A 21,446-nucleotide genomic window follows, 5' to 3' on the forward strand; every position below is an offset into this window, starting at 1 on the left:
AAGCCGCAGTCCGTCTAAAAAGTTGGAGGTGCTAAACATGAACAAACCCGCTAAAATAACGAGTTTGGCCTCCGCGCTGCTGTTGACGTTCGCATTGACAGCCTGCGGAGGACTGGATGCTCCGGCTCCCGGATCCGAGTCCGAAGATTATCAAGAGCTGCCTACGGCGCCGACGCCGAACGAAAATGCCCAGCCCGGCAGCGAAGAATCGATTTCGGAAACGGGCGAGTACAACGGGCAAGCCGATCCGCATACGATCGAAGTCGACGTGAACGGAACCCCGACTTCTTTTCAGCTGGCGGAAGGCGTGTCTTCGCAGCTTGAAGGCCTTAACGAAGGAGACACGATCTTTTTCGAATATGTGCAGCGCACGATCGAAGGCAACGAGGTTCCGCAGTTGGAGATTCTGTCTTTGAAAAAAGCAGAGACGGCAGGGGCTGACGGAGGCGGGAACTCCGAAGAAGAAACGGCTGCCGAACGTCCCGCTACCGAAACGTTCGAGATGACGAGCGAAGGGATGCCGGACCGGCGAACCGCCGAACTTCAACAGGGAGACGGGTACTCGCTTTACGTTTTCGAAGCCTATACGTTCGATGCGGCGGAGAACAAGCTGTATCTGACCGCTTATCCCGACTATTACGCGGAGATCGAAAAGCTGCCTTCGGATTTCAACTTGGACGAATTGAGAATCGAAGGACAGAAAGAGCTTGAAGAGTATGGAGAAGTGCGCGAATACGCGGACGATCAGTTAGCCGAAGGCCCGATGTACGGAGCGCGCATGCTGCTTCAAGTGTCGGGCGAGAACGGATTGCACGATTATGTCGTATGGGAACCCGAAGGAGAAAACGGCTATATCTTCCGTCTGCATGCCCCGAGCGGCGAAGCTTCAGAGACATTCCCGACGCCGGCGCTCACATCGTTGGCTTCGATCCAAGCGGATTCCGCCGCAACCGGGAATTAAATCGGATCGGCAAGCGCCGCGCAAACGATAGGCTTCAAGGAAGAAACGCATAACGGGTTACATTTTGATCAATCATGGAGGTGCCAAACATGAACAGACCCATTAAAATGATGAGCCTGGCGTCCGCCCTGCTGTTGACGATCGCGCTGACAGCCTGCGGACAAGCCAACGCGCCCGCTCCCGAACCGGGAGAGACGGCCACGACGCAGGAACCGCCTGAGGAGCCGGCACCGTCCGAGACGACGGAACCTGCCGAACCGGACATGCCGGATGAAGAGGTTGTTTCGGCAACCGGCGAATACAACGGACAAGGCGACCCGCATACGATCGAAGTCAATCTGGACGGGACCCCCACTTCTTTCCAATTGGCCGAAGGCGTGTCCTCCGAGCTTGAGGGTCTGAATGAAGGGGATACGATCTCGTTTGAATACGTGGAACGCGCGATCGAAGGAAGCGATGTGCCGCAGCTTGAGATTCGGTCATTGGAAAAGGCAGCGGCATCGGGAGCGGACGGAGGTACATCCGGTGATGGAGATACAGCTTCCTCGGATCGCCCGGCCACGGAAACCTTCGTGGTCGGCGACGGGGTATCTCAGACATTGACCGGAGAGCTGCAGACCGGAGACGGCTATTCCTTGTACGTGCTTGACGGATACGCTCTGGATGCCGCCACCGGCCGTCTGACGTTAACCGAAAATCCGGATTATTATGCGGAGATCGAGAAACTTCCTGCCGGCTTCAACCTGGATGAACTCCGCACCGAAGGAACGGCTAAGCTTGAGCAGGCCGGCGGAACCGTGGAAGAATACGGCAGCGATACGCTGGTCGAAAGCCCGATGATGAACGCTTCGCTGTTCCTGCAAGGCAGCAGCGCGGAGGAAGTTCGGGATTATATCGTGTGGGAAGCGCAAGACGGCAGTGCCTATACCTTCCACCTGGTGATTCCCGAAAATGAAGAAGGATCGTCGTTCTATATGGAAGCGACGTCTTCGTTGGCGACCATTTTGAGCGAATAGAGCGTCAATGTCGCAAAACAAACCTGTAAGCCAAGCGCCGATCTCTGTCTGGACGATAGAGATCGGCTTTTTATCGAGCTAAAGCATGTACGCAAACTTCGAAGGCAGCATTTATCCTTGAATCGTTTTACGAAAAAGGTTATAACAATATCATATTATTTATTATATTTTACTAACTAAAAACTAACAAAATTTGAACGGAGGATTTGGATGATGGATGCTCGAACGGATCAAGAGTGGAAGGTACAGCTGGAAGAAGAACTGCGCGACAACATCTTGGCCTTTTGGCTAAAAAACGCGCCTTCGCCCGAAGATAACGGATTTGTCGGCGAGATCGGGGCAGACCTGAGCGTGCATGCGGAAGCGGATCGCAGTCTGGTGCTGAACGCGCGTATTTTGTGGACATTTGCCGCAGCGTATCGCAGGTACGAAACGGACGCGTATCTGGATATGGCGGCGCGTGCTTATCGGTATTTGCGGTCGAACTTCGAGGACCTTGAGCACGGCGGTTATTATTGGATGCTGTCGGCGGACGGGAAACCGTCGGAAGAGAAAAAGCAGGTGTACGGTCAGTCTTTCGTCATCTATGCGCTTAGCGAATATGCGATGGCTTTGGAAGCGGCGGGCGAACCGGAAGACGGACTGCGCGCGGAGCTGTTGGAGGAATGTCGTCATATTTTCGGTTTGTTGGAAAAATACAGCCGCGATCCGCAGTATGGCGGTTATATCGAAGCGCATGCGCGAGATTGGTCGGAAACGGGCGATTTGAGCCTGAGCGGCAAAGATCTGAACGAGAAAAAGTCCATGAACACGCATCTGCATGTACTGGAAGGGTATACGAATCTGTACCGGATCTGGCCCTCGGGAGAGCTGAAAGCCGCGCTGCGCGATCTGCTCGAAGTCACGTTGAAGCATATCGTCGATTCGGAAACCGGACATTTCCTGCTGTTCTTTGACGACGCTTGGGACAGCAAATCGGAGCATGTCTCGTACGGGCATGATATCGAAGGAAGTTGGCTGCTGTACGAAGCGGCCGAGGTGTTGGGCGACGAAGAGTTGACGAAGCGCGTGCACGGCGTGGCTTTGCAGATGGCGCATGCGGTGCTGGAGCGCGGCGTCGATCAGGACGGCGGGCTGTGGAACGAAGCGGAAGGCGGGGCGCTGGTCGACGACGCGAAAGATTGGTGGCCGCAGGCGGAGGCGATGGTGGGGTTCTATAACGCTTACCAGTTGAGCGGGGAAGAGAAATATCGCGAAGCGGCGGGACGTTCGTGGGACTTTATCCGCAACCATATCGTCGATCGGGAAAACGGGGAATGGTACTGGAGCGTGTCGAACGATCGGGTGCCGAACGTGGAGAATCCGAAGCTCGGGGCTTGGAAGTGTCCGTATCATAATAGTCGGGCTTGTTTGGAGATGTTGGCGAGGTTGGGAAAAGGAGAAAACCCTGTTCGGTAGGAAGCGACGGGGCGCTCCTGGCTGCGTGGAAAATTCGCTCAAGACGCTGTCTCACTCGGAAAGATCGATTAAAATTTTATAAGGTATATTTCCGAGTTCAAAGGCGTATTTCGCTGAATTTTCCCCTCCGCCCTCCGCTTAACGCTTCGCGTTAACGGGTTTTCTTTGGGAGAGGAAGGAAGAGAAAGGGCAAGAACAGAAAAGGCTGTCCCAAAGTGATTGTTGGGACAGCCTTTTTGAATGGATAGGGTTGCTTATGAAAGGGCGGCTAAAGGATATGCATTCCGTTAAAGTCTCGCTTCTCGTTTCTGTTGAGGTTTGAAGACACGTACGGTTCAAGCGGGTTTTCGAGGGGCGTGATTTAACATTTTAAGCGGTCATGGTACTGCGTTAAGATTTTATTTTTCTGTTATCGTTTCGGTTTCCGTCCGCAATTCGGCTACCGATGCTCGCATCACCAGTTCGGAAGAGATCAGGATTTTTTCCAAAGGAGCTTTGGGGTCCTGGGTTCGTTCCAGCAGGCGGAGCGTGGCGCGGCGGCCCATGGCTTCTTTGGGGACGTGGACGGTGGTCAGCTCCGGAGACGTTCCGCCGCCGGATTCGTGGATGTTGTCGAAGCCGACCAAGGATACGTCTTCGGGGACGCGGACGCCGAGAGGTTCCAAGTTGCGCAGGGCGACCAGGGCGACGTCATCGTTGGCGCAGACGAGCGCGGTCGGGAGCGTGCCTTGTTTTTTGCGTTTGGCCAGCCATTGACGCAGTTCGGGTTCGTAGACAGCTCCGTCGATTCCTTCGAGACGGTTCATGGGGTCGCCCACGTCTTGTACGGGCAGACCGTGTTCTTCCATCGCGGTCCGGTAGCCGATCCAGCGGTCGCGGAAGCTGCGGGAGAAGCCGGTATTGCCGAGAAAATAAAGGTTGCGGTGGCCGCTTCCGATGAGGTGGCCGGTCAGGCGGACGCTGGCGTCCACGTTGCCTGCAAATACGGTGTCGGCCGGAATCAACGGGTCTTCGTGGTCGATGAGCACCATAGGCAGGCCGATTCGATGAACTTCCAACAACAGCGGCGTCGAGATCTGTCCGATGCCGATCAGGCCGAGAAAACCGTCCGGGTTCAGAATGCTCGTTACGGCGTCGACCCGCTGCTCGGAGATGATGACGACGCCGAGACCGAAGCTTTCCAGCGCCTCGGTGACCCCGTTCAGAATCCGTCCCCAATAGAGCGAGCCTGCCGTTTGGAAACGCACATTCGGCATCAACACCAATACGGACTGCCTGCTCGAAGCTTCGGGATTCGCAGGCTGTTTGCGGTTTTGTCCGTAGCCGCGAGGCTGCGTGAAATAGCCCAACTGCGAAGCGGCCTGAATGACTCGTTCGCGGGTAGCGTCGCTTACGCCGTCTTTGCCCGAAAGGGCTTTGGAGACGACGAATTTGGATACGCCGAGTTGGTCGGCAATTTGCTGCATCGTTACTTTTTTCGCCATAAAGGGTGTCCTCCGCTCAATTGAGTTGCATGAATAACAAAAGTATAACAAAATCGCTTTTTTGCCGTCTATAGAAGGTTTTGTTAGGGGAAGTCCGACTATAGGCAGATTGCAAGCGTCTTGGCGAAGGATTAAGATAGAGAAGCTTTGCGCGGCGAGATTTTGGGCGTCACCGTATAGGGAACGTTTCATCGTCGGCACGCGCAGTTCGATATTGAAAAAGGAGGCGTCTGCCGTGATTCGGACGTTGGCAGTAACGCATGACCATAAGGTACAACTGGATATTCCGCTGACGGAGCTGGACCCGACGAAATTCCGCTGGTTTTGGGCAGACTTCATGGCACCCACGGCGAAGGAAACCGAGCTGCTCAGCGATTATTTTCATTTTCACCCGCTGGAGATCGAAGATTGCTTGAACGACGTGCAGCGCCCGAAAATGGACCCGCATGAGAAATACGTATTCCTGATCACCCATGCGCTCGAGCAAGGCGGCAAGGAAGCGGGCGAAGTCGATATGTTCATCGGCCGCACGTTTTTCGTGACGTTCCATTTTGACCGGATGAAGGAAGTGGACGAAGCCTGGGATCGGATTTGTTCGCGTGCGGAAGATCCGACGAAAAAGACCAATCCCGTGGCGGCCGCCTATCTGGTGTTGGATGCGCTCGTTGACGAATATTTTCCATGCGTGTTCGGCATCGAAGACGAGCTGGCGGATCTGGAGGAAAAAGGACGCAGGGAGTCGGTCGACAAGCTGCTCGCGCAGGTGTTCGATCTGAGATCGCGGCTGCTCAAGCTGCATCATACGATCGTGCCGATGCGCGACTTGCTCTACCGGATCATCAACTCGCAGCATGTGGACGATTCGAACGAATACCGGGTTTATTTTACCGACGTCTACGATCATTTGCTGAAACTGTCGGAGATGCTGGAGTCCAATCGCGAAATGACGGCCGATCTGCGCGACAGTTACATCTCGCTCAACTCGAACCGGATGAACGGAATCATGAAGACGCTGACGGTGATTACGACGGTATTCATGCCTTTGACGTTGATCGCGGGCATCTACGGAATGAACTTCGACAATATGCCGGAGCTTCATTTCAAATACGGTTACTTCATTATACTGGGTGCGATGGTGTTCCTGGCGGGAGGCATGATCGGGTGGTTTTGGCGCAGGGGCTGGTTTAAGTAACAGGAAGTTTGCCCATAAAACGGAAGCTGAAAGTATGCGTGCGGCGGACACTGCGCGAGGGCGATGCGAGAAGATCAAGGGGTCGTGCTTGCTTCTGTCCGTTCGGCCTGCATCGCGTGAAACCGTTAACGCTTGAAAAACGTAACTTGTACCGCTACAATGGTAAAGTAGTGAAAATATCGGGTCTTCGGACGCGAATCGCAGTACCGAAAGCGTTTTGTCGCACGGGAAAATCCGGCGCTTGACCGCTTTGCTTTTATACACGGCAGCATAACCAGTACACATTAGGGGATGATCTTTCAGTGCAACTGAAAAAGTTAAACGATAAAACGGTCGATCAATTGTTCGAGGCCATTCTGACGCTCAAAGATCTGGAGGAATGTTACGTATTTTTCGACGATCTGTGCACGGTCAACGAAATCCAATCGCTTTCGCAGCGTCTGGAAGTCGCGCGCATGCTCGGCAAAGGCAGCACGTACAATCAGATCGAAGCGGAAACGGGAGCCAGCACGGCAACCATTTCGCGCGTGAAACGCTGCCTCAACTACGGCAACGACGGCTATAAAATGTCGCTCGAACGCCTGGGACGTTAAGCGCCTATGAAAAAAGCGGGCGCGCTGATTATCAGCCATGGTTCGCCGCAGCCGGAATGGGTGCAGGCGGTCGAGGAAGCGGCCGGCGAAGTACGAATCAAGGAGCATATGCCGGTCGCGGTATCGTTTCTGGGCAATGTGGAGGACGCGTCGATCCAGCACGGCATCGACGCGCTCGAAGCGGAGGGAGTCACGGATATTTTGGCCGTGATGCTGTTCGTGTCGGAAGGAAGCACGCATATCGACGAGATCGAATATGCGCTGGGCATCAAGGATGCGCCGGATAAGGAAACGGATCTTGAGCCGTTTCGGATCGCCGCGCGCATGCACGTCGGGCGACCGATGGGCGATGATCCGGACGTGGCGCGCATGGTCTGGGACAAAGTGTCTCCGGCCTCCGTCGATCCCGAGCATGAAGTGATTTTGCTCGTCGGACACGGAAGTATCCACGACGGGTTCCGGCAGCGTTGGGAGTCGGGAGCGGCGGCGCTTGCCAAGCGCGTCGGCGAAACCAGCGGCTTGGTTTGCGATTATGCGCTGCTCAATCCCGACAACGTGCGGGTCAAAGCGCAGGATTGGCTGGAAAAAGGACGCCGGGTGCTGATTGCTCCGTTGTTCTTGAGTACGGGCTATTTTCTGCAAACGGTGATTCCTCGCAAACTTGAGGGGTTAACGTATGGATATACGGGCGAGGCGCTGCTGCCTCACCCGCTGCTTCCGGTCTGGATCGAGCGGCAGGTCGAAGAGCTGTCGGCTTCGGTCGAAGCCAAGCGGGAAACGGACAATTAAGGATAGGCAACGATGAAGCGAAGGTCCCTTCCGGGCGACCTTCGCTTCAAGGTGTATCGGCGGCCGTCACTTCTCGCGCTTTTTTGGCGGTTCGGGATGGAAGCGGCAAGAACTTATAAGGAACAGGTGGAGTTTGACAGATGAGAAGAGCGAGGTTGATCTATAATCCGACGTCCGGGCGCGAGGAAATGCGGCGGCGATTGCCGGATATTTTGCAGCGCCTCGACGAAGGCGGAATCGAGACGACGGTGCACGCCACGACCGGCGAAGGCGACGCGACGCGCGCGGCCATTGATGCGGCTCAGCGCGGCTACGATATCGTCATCGCCGCGGGCGGCGACGGCACGATCTATGAAGTCGTGAACGGTCTGGCGGACCAGGAGCATCGCCCGGAGCTGGGCATATTCCCGCTGGGCACGACGAACGATCTGTCGCGGGCGCTCGGCATTTCCCGTCAATGGGAGGACTATTGCGACCTCGTCCTGCGCGGCGAGTCGCGTCCGATCGACGTCGGGCGTGCCAATGACCGCTATTTCATCAACATCGCGGGCGGCGGCTCGTTGACGGAACTGACCTACGAGGTTCCGAGCCGCCTGAAAACGATGATCGGCCAGCTTGCCTATTATTTCAAAGGCGTCGAGAAGATGGTCAATCTGTCGCCGATGCAGCTCAAGATCGACGCCGAAGGCCAAGATCCGATCGAGGGCGAATTCATGATCTTCCTGATCGGCAACACGAATTCCGTCGGCGGCTTCGAGAAGCTGATGCCCGATGCGCGGATCGACGACGGATTGCTCGACGTCATCGCGCTGAAAAAATGCAATCTGGCCGAGTTTATCCGCGTCGTCTCGATGGCGCAGCGCGGCGATCATTTTAACGATCCGAACGTGCTGTACTTCCGTACGAAGCGTCTGGAAGTGACTTCGCCGAATAACGTGCTGCTCAACCTGGACGGCGAACTCGGCGGCAAACTGCCGGGCGTGTTCGAAGTGCTGCCGCATCATCTGCGGGTGTTCACGTAAAGGATATTTGCCGGCGGATACGGAAAAATAGAACGAAACGATTTTCGGCAGGAAGCGCGGAGGAAATGCGTGCGCCTGCCGGAAAAAACGTGTTACAATACGGGAGGAAGGACCGCGCGCGGACGGCGACAAGCAGCCGGGCGGCGGAAATCCTCCTTTTTTGCATGCCCGGAAAAAGAAGCTGGGCGTAAAGGATAGTGCCGAGCTCGTGATGCGAATTTTTCCGAATGGCAAAGCTAAAACCGCTTTAGGCGCGGAAGCAAGTGAAGTTGCAGCTTTTGCAGGATTTTCGGCGCTTTACAAGGTGAACGGCGTGCCATGTTGTAAAAAATGCAAGATTATCGGCATATTTGGCTGATTATGATCCGGATTAAGCAGAAATATTGTAATAGATCCAGCTTGGCGGCACGGCAAATAGAAGGTATGGCAATAAGGTTGTATTTTTTACAACATGTTATGAAGAATAGTGCTTCGTCAGATCTAACATGCGATGACGTTCAATGGAACGTAGTTTGTTGATTCAAGTCTGACAAGATCAACGATCAATATGAGCGAAAGAAGTGAATATATATCATGAAGAACAATCATAACCGAGGCGGCGCGGCGAGAAACGGCAGTCAAGGCGGTAAGCGCAATTCGGCCCCCGGCTCTGCCGGACATGCAAGAGGAGGCAGCGGTTCGCGGGGACGCGGAGGTTCCCGGCCGGCTGCTGCGGAGATCACGGGCCTTCCGGTAGCCAAAAACGACGAAGTCACGCTCGACATCATCGGCATGAATCATGACGGCGAAGGCGTCGGACGCGCGGACGGATATACGCTGTTCGTCCCCGGCGCTCTGCCAGGCGAGAAAATCACGGCGAAAGTGCTGAAAACGAAAAAGCAGTACGGGTACGCGAAAATGCAGATGCTGGTCGAATCCAGTCCCGCTCGCGTTGAAGCGCCTTGCGAGATCTACGACCGCTGCGGCGGATGCCAGATCCAGCATATGGATTACGCGGCGCAGCTGGAATGGAAACGGCAGCAGGTCGCGGACAGCTTGCAGCGGATCGGCAAGCTGAACGTGCGGCCGCTCGAAGGAGAAGCGTCGGCCGCGTCGGCGGGCACGAAAGCGTCGGCGAAAACGCTCGAAGCCGGTGCGCATGCCGCCGGACTCGGCGAGAACGTTCCGGGCCGCGACGGCGTCTCGGACAAATACGAAGCGACTGCCCGCACAGGCGGCACGGCGCAAGAATCGGCGACTGCTTTCGGCGGAGGAGAAGGTTACGAGAACTCGGGAGCCGCGCCGGACGGCGAGACGGCGGTATCGGGAGCCTCTTCGACGAACCTCGGCGATGCGCCGTTTGTCGGCGGAACTGTCGGTGCAGAGGTATCCGCTTCCGAAGGGATTCTTGTCCCGCCTACGCTCGGCATGAGCGAGCCGTGGCGCTACCGCAACAAGGCGCAGGTCCCGATGGGACAGGAAAACGGCCGGTTGATCGGCGGTTTCTACGCGCGCGGCAGCCACCGGATCGTCGATATGGAGACCTGCATCATCCAGCATGAAGCCAACGACGAGATGGTGGAAACGGTAAAAGCCATCGGCCGCGAGCTGGGCATTTCCGCTTACGACGAAGAAACGGGACGCGGCTTGCTGCGCCACGTCGTGGTGAAGGTCGCTTTCGCGACGGGCGAGAAGATGGTCGTGTTGGTAACGAGCGGTGACCGCTTGCCGCGCGTCGACGATTGGGTCGAAGAGATTCGCAGCCGGGTTCCGGGCGTGAAAAGCATCTGCCAGAACGTGAATACGCGCCAGACGAACGTGATTTTCGGCGACGTGACGCGCGTGCTGTGGGGCGACGAAGTCATTCACGATTACATCGGCGAAGTGAAATTCGCGATCTCGGCCCGTTCCTTTTACCAGGTTAATCCGGCGCAGACGGAAGTATTGTACGGCAAAACGCTGGAGTATGCGGGGCTGACGGGCAGCGAGACGGTCATCGACGCCTATTGCGGGATCGGAACGATTTCGTTGTTCCTGGCGCAGAAAGCGAAGCGGGTCTACGGCGTCGAGATCGTGAAAGAAGCGATCGAAGACGCGCGGAAAAACGCCAAGCTGAACGGGATCGAGAATGCGGAGTTCGAGGTAGGTGCGTCGGAAGACGTGATTCCGCGCTGGAAAGCGCAGGGCATCACGCCGGACGTGATCGTGGTCGATCCGCCGCGCAAGGGTTGCGATCCGCGCTTGCTGGAGACGATTCTGGAGATGAAGCCGGAGCGGGTTGTGTACGTATCTTGCAACCCCGCTACGCTGGCACGCGATTTGCGGGTGCTGGAGGACGGCGGATTCAAGACGGTGAAGGTGCAGCCAGTGGATATGTTCCCGCAGACGGTGCATGTGGAGGCTGTGGCGCTGCTGCTAAGAGAAAGTTTTAATATGGTACGAAATCAAAAAAATAAGTATCCACTATTTTAATATTTATTATGTATAAAATCTGTGTGTTTTAGCGTATTATTTTGAGAGATGTACAAAATATTTGACTGCAAGGGAGTGATCCAAGTGAATGTAAAAGGTATATTACAAAAAGTACTAAATCGAATCCCTAAGGAAGCCGCAGTAGGTATTATTAATGAAAAAACAGGTTGGACACCCGAAAAAAAACCTAAAAAGAAAGAAGACATCAAAGAGAAGTTTTTGGAGCTGTCAGAAGTAATTCGAGAAGACGAAATCGAAGATTTTGTTCAAATGGCAGTCATGAGGAAGAATATTGGACTACCCACGTATACGTACAAAATAAATAATGTGAAGTTTTTAGAAAATCTTACTGAAGAACAGATTAAGCAAAAGTTTTCAATTGAAGATCGGACATTCAAAGATGTGTACGTTATATCTACTAACTTAGAATATCAAAAAGACATGATCACTTTCAACTTTAGAGTGAAAGAATTTGAAAGTCAGTGGCGTACAGGGGTAAATAACTTAACAAGCCTTTCAGCAGTATATACTTCAATTGTTACTCTCAATCTAACAAATAATGTTGTGAGTGTTTTTACTGGAAACCATAGCATTCAAGAAGTGCTTGTTGATTTTATGATACAGAACTTTAGTTTTCCAATTACAGCATACTCATTAAAGGAGCATACTAATCAAATCAATGCTCTTAGTAGTAGTGTAAGTTTTAAAACAGCTCTTCTGTTAGATTTTATTTCATTTAGATTACAGCAAAAAGGGATTGAAGCAAATTTTAAAGAAATTAAATTCTTTAATGGTACAAAAAATAAGAAGGACGGTATTAAAGATGTCGCAATCGGTGGGCGGGCGTTATTGGCTTCTCAGCTTGCTTGTGAATATATTACTATAGGTAGTGAGATAGTTTTTTTCTCAACTGATATGCTTTTCAACCAAGTACCTTTTTCAGTAAAAGTATATCTTAAAGGATCTAAGCGAGATACTTTAAAGATTGTTATATTAGATGTAGATGACGAAGAAGTAAAATCAGAATTGATAGAAATAATACAAAGTGAGTATATTGATATGTGCAACAATGGTTTAAAAAGCGTAGATAGCACAAAAGAACTTTTAAGCACAATAGCTTCTAAGTATTTTAATCAAGATCAATTAGTTAATCGAGTTGTTCAAGATAATGCGTTAAAGTCGATTGGTTTAGTAAGAGAAATGACAGCTTTATATGAAAATCAAGAAGAAGAAGAAGTAATTAAGTTGGTTAAGGAGTTTGTAACAGTTACTAAAACTATTCTTGACTCCACAGGATATGATCAAAATGATGATAATCTTAATGCTTTGAATTTATTTGCTGGTATACAAGATTCTAGCGTTTTGGATGAGGATGAAGAACTGTATAGAGACGAAGAAGCTATAGAAGAATAATCTTTACGAGGGAAGGTGTTCTTTTGTTAACTTGGACAAGTGACTGTTTAGTTTTTGATATTGATTTTAAAACTAGGATTCAGGATCAGGGGGACATTAAAACACCTTCCCCCTTTGAAAAAATGCATATATCAAAAATGAAAGATAATGTAGTAGAAATAGATTACACTTGGTTAGATTCTATTAAAGTCAATGATAAAATTTTTCGAAAAGAACAAAAAAGAATTAACGGATGGATTTTTATGGAAGAAAAAACTATGTTTATATTTTCCAATTCAGAAAGCTCAGTCACTTATTTTATTAGTAGATTAACGGAAATTTTTCAATTTAAAATTAAAAAGATCCCTCTATTCAGTAAGTGGAGGAAATTTCTTTTAAAAAAAGATATTTTAAAAAGATTTAAAATTATAAACGTTCATATTGTAAAAGAGGCAACTGCTTTTGATCAAAATGATATTCGAAAAGTAGCTATTAAAACTTTAGATGATTTGCAAATCAAAAGAATGATAAGCAATGATTTGATTACAAATTTAACATTTGAGACTGAAGAAAAGAAAGTTTTTTTTATAGATAAAGACTCTGCAATTTCTTTCCCAGATACTTTAAAAGAAGCAGATATATTCGATTGTTTAAGTCTTATAGTAAAGGAGCTTATTGATATAAATGATTAAATGGAGAAGTCTGCTAGTTTTAATTGTACCTTTTATATTTTTGATATTTACTGATTTTGATATTCCCTTACTAAAGGATCAACAGGATACACTTAAAGATCAAATTGAGCTTACAAGTTGGATTTTTTCAGGCATAATGGCTTTAATATCTTTTTTAGCTCTTTTTATTGGATATATGTATGAAAACAAGTTAATTGCTGCTTCAAATGATTTAAAGTTGATTTTTCGTCCCTACACACTGACCATTTCAGAAGTTAGACAAATTTTGATTTCTTACGAGAGTAACACTTCGAGGGATAGACTAATAACTTATATGTATTGGATTTATCTGATTGTATCCGCATCTACTATTTATGTTTGGGGTATAACTGTAGGTTTTTATACTGAATTTAAATACTCTTTAAAAATTGACTTTTCTTTGCCTGCTGTAGTGAATTTGAATATTTATTTATTTTATCTATTGTTAAGCGGACTTTTAATTGTACTAACTTTTATTTTGTTTCAAATAAAAAATTTAAAAGATCCTCTTCGTAAAGGTTACCTACCTACTGCGCAAGAATTAATTGACATGAAATTTTTAGATCAACAAGACAGTGATATAAATGAAATCATAATTAAAAATACCCCCTCTTTAACTTTCTACAAGAATCTCCCTCGTAACTCTCCAACTTACGAGGCTGTATTTTCAGTGCCAATAAAGTTTAAGAACTTAAAATTTGTAATAAAGCTATATGATGAGAATGGGAACATTGCTTTTACGTGCTATGGATACCTTATTGAAGTTAATCATGTAGGAGATCAATTTTTTAAGAGATTGACAGATAATTTGGGAGAAAGTATTTATAATAAATTGCGAGACAATGGCTCGGGAGAAATAAAAATTTATAGCGCTAATCATTCGATATTATGTAGAGTTTCTTTGAAAAGTGTAATAAACGATGATAATTCGTTCACTGTTATTCCTCAAAACATCATTTTTGATAGGGAAGCACATGAACGTGATCATACTTTGATTGCAAGATTAAATAGTGAAACTATTATGTATAATTAAAGCATAGGTATGTTTATGATTAATATTATCATCTGTTTGTATAATTCTAATTCTATGATTCTGCTGATGCTAGGCGAAGTACTATGAGTTATTTTTACATGAAATTTGGCTGTAGGAGTGCTAAAGGCAATAACCTAATCTTTGACAAATCAGCGAGCATCAAGAAATGATGCCATTGAAGATGACTTTAATAGTGCTGTTTGGGACATGTTCCCGCAGACGATGCATGTAGAGGCCGTGGATTTGTTAGAGCGGCTCCCATAAGTGCCGATCGACTGAATTCAAATATTTTCTCGATAAAAACGACCTCAGATCCGCGCCGTAGCGGAAAAAGAGGTCGTTTTTCGATATTCTACACGAACAAATTATGATTCGCCTGCGAAGCCTGCCCCAGGTAATAACCGACGCCGCCGATCTTCACGGCGTCCATCAATTCCTCCCGCTGAATCCCCATCAGATCCATTGACATCTGGCAGGCGACGAGTTCGACGCCTTGGTCGGCTGCGCTTTGGATCAGCGATTCCAGCGAGTCCACGTTATTGCTTTTCATCAAACCGCGGATCATTTTCGCCCCCATGCCCATCATGTTCATGCGGGACAGGCCCAGCTTGCGGCTGCTGCGGGGCAGCATCAGATCGAACATGCGTCCCATTTTACTTTTAACTACGGATTGCCGTTCCGGTTTGCGAATGACGTTTAGCCCCCAGAAGGTGAAGAACATCGTCACTTTGCGTCCGCTGGCCGCTGCTCCGTTGGCGATGATGAAGGAGGCGATCGCTTTGTCCAGATCCCCGCTGAACACGACCATCGTGCTGGCGGGATCTTCCGCGGCAGCAGTCGGCGTCACGGCTGAGGACAAAGAGGATCGTTGTTCCGCCGCCTTTTTGCTCAATACCGCTTCGATCGCGCCGCCGCTCAGACGTTCCAGTTTCAGCAAGTCGGAACCGTTCATTTTGGCCCAGGCTTTAATGTCTTCGTAAAAGCCCGGATCGGAAGCTTGTACGCGCAGCGTTTGTCCGTGCTCGATCTTATCCATGCTCTTTTTGACTTGCATCAGCGGCCCCGGGCAGCTTAAGCCGCGCGCGTCCAGTTCATGGTCGACGGTCAGCGGCTGATTGGCTGCGGGTACGAGAGGAGTCGGAGCCGTTTCTTGCAACGGAGCAAGCGGCGAATTGTCGTTTGCTTTTTCGCTTTGTCCTTCATCTCCGCTCTGTCCTTCATCGTTTGTTTCGCCGCTGTCGACGCCCGCGAAATCCGCCGGAGCAAACTGCGCCTGCCTATACGTTTTATAACCGCCGCTCAGGTTCCGGACGTCATATCCATGCTGCCGCAAAATTTGCGAAGCCGTATACCCGCGAAATCCGACCTGGCAGTACACCCAAATTTCTTTGGCAGGGTCCAGCTCGTTCAGCCTTCCACGAAGCTCGTCGACCGGAATGGAGATCGAACCGGGAATATGGCCGCCTCGATGCTCCAGATCGCTGCGCACGTCTAGCAGGACGGAGTTTTCCGGAATGCGCGCGTCGAGCTGGTCATACGTAAACGATTGAACGCGCCCGGCAACGATATTTTCCGCCGCGTAGCCGACCATGTTCACCGGATCTTTCGCGGAAGAAAACGGCGGGGCGTAGCTCAGTTCAAGCTCGGCCAGATCGCTGACATGGCCTCCGAAATGAATCGTAACGGCGATATCGTCGATCCGTTTTTCCACGCCTTCGCAGCCGACAGCTTGCGCGCCGAGCACTTTGCCTTCCGGTGTGAATAGCAGCTTGAGCACGATCGCGCTGGCGCCCGGATAGTAGGAAGCATGGGACGACGGATGCACGATGATGCTGCGGTAGTCGATGCCGAGCCGCTTCAGCGTTTTTTCGCTGCTGCCGGTGGAAGCGCCCGTCATGTCGAATATTTTGATGACGGACGTGCCCATCGTGCCTTTGTACACGGAGTCCAGTCCGGCGATCCGGTCCGCGACGATTCGGCCCTGCTTGTTGGCCGGTCCCGCCAGCGGAATCGCAGCTTTGCCGCCGTGCACGTAATCGCGCACTTCGATGGCGTCGCCGACGGCGTAGACATGCGGAAGGTTAGTCTCCAGCGCTTCATTGACGGCGATATGGCCTCGCGCGCCCAACTGTATGCCGCTGCTTTGCAAGAAGGCCGTATCCGGAGTGACGCCGATCGCGAGAATGACCAGGTCGGCGGTCAACAGCCGTTCGCCGCCCAATTCGACGCCGATTCCTCGATCCGTCGAGCGGAAGCCTTGCACACGCTGCGAAAACAGCAGGTTTACGCCTTTGTGCTGCATTTCCTGTGCGAGCGTTGCCGCCAGTTCGGGATCGAAAGGTGCGAGCAACTGCGCATTGCCTTCGATCAGCGTGACGTTCAGTCCGGCTTCTTTCAGATTCTCCGCCATCTCGACGCCGATGAATCCGCCGCCGATCACGATCGCGGATCGTCCGCCGCCCGCCGTTACTTTTTCCTTGATGCGGTCGATGTCGGGGATATTGCGAACCGTGTAGATCAGCGGATGGTCGCTGCCCGGCAGATCGGGCACGACAGGGCGGGCTCCCGGGGACAAGATCAGTTCGTCGTAGCTTTCTTCGTATAAGCCGCGTTCGGCGCTCCGCACTTGAACGGTGCGCTGATGCGGATCGACCGAGATCACTTCGCTATGCGTGCGGACGTCGATCCGGAAGCGGTCGTTCATGCCTTGCGGCGTCTGAACGAGCAGCCGCTCGCGCTCGGCGATCGAGCCTCCGATATAGTAAGGCAGCCCGCAGTTGGCGAACGAGATATAAGGGCCTTTTTCGAACATGATAATTTCGGCATGCTCATCCAGTCGGCGCAAACGAGCCGCTGCCGATGCTCCGCCCGCGACGCCGCCGACGATCAGTACTTTTTTGCTCATGCTTCGCATTCTTCCTCTCCGAATAACGCTTTTACGATGGCTTCGACCCGTTGGTCGGCCAGAATATAATTGACTTCCAGACCTTTGCGTTCAGTCGTAACGACGCCTGCGCTACGCAGCTTTTGCAGATGTTGGGAGATCGTCGACTGCGGAATGTCCAGGCACTCCTGCATATAGGAAACGTTGCATTTCTTTTTGCGCATCAAGCCGCGAACGATACACAAGCGGATCGGGTGGGACAAAGCTTTCAACAGATCGGCGGGTTCGTCGAATTGGTTCAGATCGTTTTTATCAAAAGCGGGAATCGTCATTTCATCTCTCCTAGATCGTTATATTCGAATAATACGATACAAGGAAGTGAGTGTCAACTTGACCTACGATCTAAATCAAGGATAGACGTAGTCAACTTTGAAAATCCGGATGGCTGATGTACGATAAAAAAGACATTCTACTTACATATCGAAAGGAATGAATCCCGCATGAACGCTCCATCCGATCACTTAACCGCACTTCTCGGCCGCCCCTACGACTCCAAATCCATCCAAGCCCTACTCCAACCTTTCGGCGTCAAACGCATGCCTTCGCCGAGCAGCTACTTCAACGACGACATTATCTGGTCGGCGAAGGCTTCTCTACGTCTCGACGTCTACCGCGCTCCGAAAATAAACGACCTCACCGGACTAAACTACGCCCCGGAGGACGGGTGGATCATCGGTTCCGTTCATTTCCTCGCACCGGGATCGGATGATCGGATCAAAGCGCCTTTTTCCGGCTTGCTTCCCGAAGGAGTCGCGATGAATGCTTCCCCGGAAGATGCGATATCGGCCTACGGTTCGCCCGCGATGAACGAGTTTACGGAATGGCCGGGCTTCTCGGGTCGGATCTTGGCTTGGCGAAAATCCGGGATCAATATCGTGACGGAATATGAAGAAGGGACTCGCTTGAGAAGCTGCACGTTCTGCCTGATCGGCTGCATCGGGGCATGGCGCAGCGATCAGCCGGAGATTTTCGCTCCCCGAAATTAGCAAACCACAACCTCCGCCAATAATGCTATCATTTGAGTAATCCAGATATTCATTGCGCTTTAAAGAATGGGGTTGGCTTCATCATGAGGGGGATGTTCAAGTTCGGTTCGCGTATCGTTTGGCTTTATGTGACGGCGGCCATTGTCGTGGGACTGGCTGCAAGTTATGTGGTGATCTCCGCGCTGGATTCTCCGAAGTTCGAAAGTCGGGAAGGGGTTCTCGATTTAAGGCAGGTCGAGGTTCGGGAGAATCCGCAAAAGTTAGCCGGAGAGTGGGAGTTTTACTGGCAGGAGCTGCTATCGCCCGAAGACGCTCGGATACGATCGACGGAAGTCGGGCAAGGCGAGCATTGGATCGATATTCCAAGCTCTTGGTCCGGTTATCGGTGGAACGGGGAAAAGCTTGGGGGGTCAGGCTATGCTACCTATCGCCTGGTCGTCGAGCTTAGTGAAAAGGATCATAACGAGAGGCTTGCTCTAAGGTTGCCGAGTATCTTTCATGCGTACAAATTATGGGTGAACGGCGAGCTGCTGGCGCAAGTCGGCAAGGTGGGGCAGGATAAGGCCGGCATGAATCCTCGCTTGGCGACGAAGCTTTTATTTTTCCAACCTGAAAGCGACAACATCGAGCTCGTCATGCAAGTATCCAACTTCAATCACAACCGCGGCGGCATCACCAAACCGATCGAGCTTGGCGGGAGCGACGTGCTTGCGACCAAGACCAATCTGAACCTGGCTGCGGATATGTTCGTGACGGCGAGTTTGGTCGTAATCGGTTTGTATAATCTGTTATTGTTCATACTGAGACGTAAAGACCGGGCTCCTCTATATTTCGGCGTGTTCACGGTACTGCTCGGCATTCGGTCTTTGTTTAACGGCGAAGTGATTTTTACGCAGTGGCTGCCTCATTTTCCTTGGGAATTGCAGTTCAAGATCGAGTATCTGATTTTGAGCGTCAGCGGCTTTATCATTATGATGTACTTTGACAGCATTTTCCCGAATTACGTATCGCGATGGTTCCGTATCGGCTCAAGAGTGGCAACCGGCGCATTTTGCATCCTGATTATCGTCACGCCCGCGCTGATCTACACCCAATTCCTGCTGCCGATCGGCGTGATGGTTGTGGCGCATATGGTGTATCTGATGATCGGGTTGGTCAGAATGGCTGCTCGAAGAAAAAGCGGAGCGCTGATTTTCCTGTTGGCCTCGGTGGTGACGTTGGTGACGGTCGTTAACGACTTTTTATATTACAACGGCTGGTCTTTGATCGAAAACACGTCGCCGCTGGGCCTGCTGGTCTTTACGGTGGCGCAGATGATCCTGCTTTCTTCGAGATTCACGCAGGCGGCGTCGAACGAAGAGCGAATCGCGCGCGAACTTCAGATAGCGAACGACAAGCTGATCGAAATGAATACGAATCTGGAGCAGACGGTACAGGATCGAACACAAGCCTTGTCGAACGCTCATCATGACCTTCGCACATCCTACAATCAGCTGCTTAACTCCGAGCAAGGGCGGAAAAAGCTTCTGGCTTACATCACGCACGATCTGCGGATGCCGCTGGCCAGTATGCTCGGGTATGTGGAAGCCGTTCAGGATCAGGTGAAGCCGGAGCGGAATGAACAGTATCTGAAATATATTCGGGAAAATACGATAAGAATCAATCGGATGATCGAGGAACTGTCTTTTTTGTCGCATCTGGAAACCGGGCAAGTCTCCTATCGCATGAACCGGGTATCTATCGTTCAATTTTTGCGCAGCTTTTTCGAGCAATACGAGTTGGTGGTGCGCGATGCGGGCTTGGATTTCATTTTGAATATCGGAGATTCGGAAGATCCGCGCACTCGCCGGGTTGTGGTCGAGATGGATGCGCAGCGATTGGAGCAGGCGTTGTTCAATCTGGTGTCGAATGCGATGAAGTTCACCTCACGGGGAGGCACGGTGCGTATCGGATTGACCGTGGATGAAAAAGACGGCGCTCGCTCTGCGATCATCAGTATCCAAGATTCCGGCATGGGGATTCCGCCCGATCAGTTGGAACAAATCTTCGACCGCAACTACAGATACGATCAACCGAGCGCGGAAAAAGGCGTACAAGGAAGCGGGCTTGGGCTTGCGATTTGCAGGGAGATCGTGCAGGGGCACGGAGGAGCGGTTCGGGCGGCGAGCGACGGCGAGCGAGGCGCGACCTTTTACGTAACGCTTCCTTGGATCGGGAATGAAGGAGGAGAGTAAAATGGATGCGCAAAAAATCATGATCGTCGACGATGATCCTCATATTTGCGAGATTGTTCAGGTGTATTGCGACAGAGAAGGCTTTATATCGGCTTGCGGTCGGAGCGGTACGGAGGCGATGGCGCTGCTCCGTACCTTTGAGCCGGATTTGATCGTGCTGGACGTGCTGCTGGCTAACGAAAACGGCATCGATTGGTGCAAACAGGCACGCCATTTTACGGATGCGCCGATTATATTTGTAAGCAGCCAGGATGAAGACGAAATCAAAATCAGCGCATTGACTTACGGCGGCGACGATTACGTGACCAAGCCTTTTAGTCCGGGAGTTCTTATGGCGAAAATCAAGGCGCATCTGCGCCGGGTGTCGGCCGGGAGAAAGGAACAACTGCTGGAACTGCCGGGCATAACGTTGGATTATTATGCGCAGTCCGTCAGTATGGGCAGCACGGCCGTTTTTTTATCGAAAAAAGAATTCAGCCTGCTGTCCTACATGGCGCAAAACGTGAACCGCGTCATCGGCGTCGATACGTTGTTCCAAATCATCTGGGGAATGGAAAGCTTGGAAGATACGAGGACGGTTGCGGTACATATCAGTAATTTGCGTAAAAAGATCGAGTCCGACCCTGCCAATCCTGAACGGATTATTACGGTGCGGGGGAGCGGGTATATGTTGGTGGCAGATAACTAGACGTAGGGCAAAAGCGGTGCAGGGATTCCAGTCCTTGCACCGCTTTTTGGTTTGGAGACCAGCAATGATTTCGGATGATATCCCTTATTTAAAGTTTTCTTTATAAACCGTAAGCGGCCGATCCAGCATGATACACTTCGAGCAGGAAAATGAATTTCAAATTTTCTGCATTCGTATCGAACGTACGAGTAAATCCCCCTCCTGATCCCAAGCTTTCCCTCAAACGGCTTGGGAACTTCAGATCGAATCGTGCAAGGCCGTTTCCTCCGCTTGATCCCCCCATATATTGAGCAGGCCTGGTTCGAAGGAACAAGTGATCCAAATCCGGGTCACTTGTTTTATATGTTATCCGATTGAGGAGGACCCGAAGAACAGTATGGATTGAGGAAAACGCCGGGTTGTTGTTGGGCAGAGGATTGTGAATTTGTATGATTCATGAGTTTCATTACATTGTGTTTTCAGCAAGATCCATAAATAGAGGGGATGTATAAGT

18 protein-coding genes are annotated in these 21,446 nt (G+C 51.1%); 15 read left to right on the forward strand and 3 right to left on the reverse strand.

Annotated features, from left to right (window positions below; all coding sequences use genetic code 11):
* The first annotated feature begins 37 nt into the window (after positions 1–37).
* From HRQ63_RS22270 to HRQ63_RS22280, 3 genes are all read left to right on the forward strand, one after another.
* The gene (locus HRQ63_RS22270) at positions 38–961 is read left to right on the forward strand and encodes a hypothetical protein (protein WP_172247361.1); all 924 of its coding nucleotides are present in this window, start codon (positions 38–40) and stop codon (positions 959–961) included.
* An 89-nt stretch (positions 962–1,050) separates the two neighbouring features.
* Positions 1,051–1,977 (forward strand): hypothetical protein, encoded by a 927-nt coding sequence (locus tag HRQ63_RS22275; protein ID WP_172247362.1) that lies wholly within the window; start codon positions 1,051–1,053, stop codon positions 1,975–1,977.
* A gap of 213 nt (positions 1,978–2,190) precedes the next feature.
* Positions 2,191–3,435 carry an AGE family epimerase/isomerase gene (locus HRQ63_RS22280; protein WP_172247521.1) on the forward strand — a complete coding sequence of 415 codons (1,245 nt, stop codon included), beginning with the start codon at positions 2,191–2,193 and terminating at the stop codon, positions 3,433–3,435.
* A 398-nt stretch (positions 3,436–3,833) separates the two neighbouring features.
* Here HRQ63_RS22280 and HRQ63_RS22285 read toward each other — a convergent pair whose 3' ends face one another.
* Positions 3,834–4,919 (reverse strand): LacI family DNA-binding transcriptional regulator, encoded by a 1,086-nt coding sequence (locus HRQ63_RS22285; protein WP_172247363.1) that lies wholly within the window; start codon positions 4,917–4,919, stop codon positions 3,834–3,836.
* Between the two features lie 235 nt (positions 4,920–5,154).
* Here HRQ63_RS22285 and corA point away from each other — a divergent pair, with 235 nt between their 5' ends.
* The 9 genes from corA (at position 5,155) to HRQ63_RS22330 (ending at position 14,101) form a co-directional block, all read left to right on the forward strand.
* Positions 5,155–6,111, forward strand: coding sequence for a magnesium/cobalt transporter CorA (gene corA / locus HRQ63_RS22290; RefSeq protein WP_172247364.1), 957 nt, complete (start codon positions 5,155–5,157; stop codon positions 6,109–6,111).
* 302 nt (positions 6,112–6,413) lie between these two features.
* Positions 6,414–6,704 (forward strand): YerC/YecD family TrpR-related protein, encoded by a 291-nt coding sequence (locus tag HRQ63_RS22295; RefSeq protein ID WP_037284734.1) that lies wholly within the window; start codon positions 6,414–6,416, stop codon positions 6,702–6,704.
* A 6-nt stretch (positions 6,705–6,710) separates the two neighbouring features.
* Positions 6,711–7,493 (forward strand): sirohydrochlorin chelatase, encoded by a 783-nt coding sequence (locus HRQ63_RS22300; RefSeq protein WP_172247365.1) that lies wholly within the window; start codon positions 6,711–6,713, stop codon positions 7,491–7,493.
* Between the two features lie 140 nt (positions 7,494–7,633).
* Positions 7,634–8,515, forward strand: coding sequence for a diacylglycerol kinase (locus tag HRQ63_RS22305; RefSeq protein ID WP_172247366.1), 882 nt, complete (start codon positions 7,634–7,636; stop codon positions 8,513–8,515).
* A gap of 160 nt (positions 8,516–8,675) precedes the next feature.
* Entirely contained in the window at positions 8,676–8,873 is a 198-nt protein-coding gene (locus tag HRQ63_RS22310; RefSeq protein ID WP_172247367.1) for a hypothetical protein, read from the forward strand.
* A gap of 215 nt (positions 8,874–9,088) precedes the next feature.
* Complete coding sequence (rlmD, locus tag HRQ63_RS22315; RefSeq protein WP_172247368.1) at positions 9,089–10,966, forward strand: 23S rRNA (uracil(1939)-C(5))-methyltransferase RlmD; 1,878 nt, start codon at positions 9,089–9,091, stop codon at positions 10,964–10,966.
* A gap of 84 nt (positions 10,967–11,050) precedes the next feature.
* Positions 11,051–12,379 (forward strand): hypothetical protein, encoded by a 1,329-nt coding sequence (locus HRQ63_RS22320; protein WP_172247369.1) that lies wholly within the window; start codon positions 11,051–11,053, stop codon positions 12,377–12,379.
* Between the two features lie 23 nt (positions 12,380–12,402).
* Entirely contained in the window at positions 12,403–13,050 is a 648-nt protein-coding gene (locus HRQ63_RS22325) for a hypothetical protein (RefSeq protein WP_172247370.1), read from the forward strand.
* Positions 13,043–14,101, forward strand: a complete 1,059-nt coding sequence (locus HRQ63_RS22330) for a hypothetical protein (RefSeq protein WP_172247371.1) — start codon at positions 13,043–13,045, stop codon at positions 14,099–14,101. The genes HRQ63_RS22325 and HRQ63_RS22330 overlap by 8 nt, the downstream gene beginning before the upstream one ends.
* A 352-nt stretch (positions 14,102–14,453) precedes the next feature.
* On the opposite strand, the gene HRQ63_RS22335 is transcribed toward HRQ63_RS22330, so the two are convergent.
* Entirely contained in the window at positions 14,454–17,006 is a 2,553-nt protein-coding gene (locus tag HRQ63_RS22335; protein ID WP_172247372.1) for a DsrE/DsrF/DrsH-like family protein, read from the reverse strand.
* Complete coding sequence (locus tag HRQ63_RS22340) at positions 17,003–17,317, reverse strand: ArsR/SmtB family transcription factor (protein WP_172247373.1); 315 nt, start codon at positions 17,315–17,317, stop codon at positions 17,003–17,005. The genes HRQ63_RS22335 and HRQ63_RS22340 overlap by 4 nt, the downstream gene beginning before the upstream one ends.
* A 168-nt stretch (positions 17,318–17,485) precedes the next feature.
* Here HRQ63_RS22340 and HRQ63_RS22345 point away from each other — a divergent pair, with 168 nt between their 5' ends.
* The 3 genes from HRQ63_RS22345 to HRQ63_RS22355 all read left to right on the forward strand — a co-directional run bounded on the left by HRQ63_RS22345 (position 17,486) and on the right by HRQ63_RS22355 (position 20,953).
* Entirely contained in the window at positions 17,486–18,031 is a 546-nt protein-coding gene (locus HRQ63_RS22345; RefSeq protein ID WP_172247374.1) for a hypothetical protein, read from the forward strand.
* A 92-nt stretch (positions 18,032–18,123) separates the two neighbouring features.
* Positions 18,124–20,265, forward strand: a complete 2,142-nt coding sequence (locus tag HRQ63_RS22350) for an ATP-binding protein (protein WP_229714140.1) — start codon at positions 18,124–18,126, stop codon at positions 20,263–20,265.
* A gap of 1 nt (position 20,266) precedes the next feature.
* Positions 20,267–20,953: a response regulator transcription factor gene (locus HRQ63_RS22355; protein ID WP_172247376.1), complete on the forward strand. Its 687-nt coding sequence runs from the start codon at positions 20,267–20,269 to the stop codon at positions 20,951–20,953.
* The last annotated feature ends 493 nt before the right edge of the window (positions 20,954–21,446 follow it).

This window comes from Saccharibacillus endophyticus, from assembly GCF_013185185.1.
GTDB lineage: Bacteria > Bacillota > Bacilli > Paenibacillales > Paenibacillaceae > Saccharibacillus > Saccharibacillus endophyticus.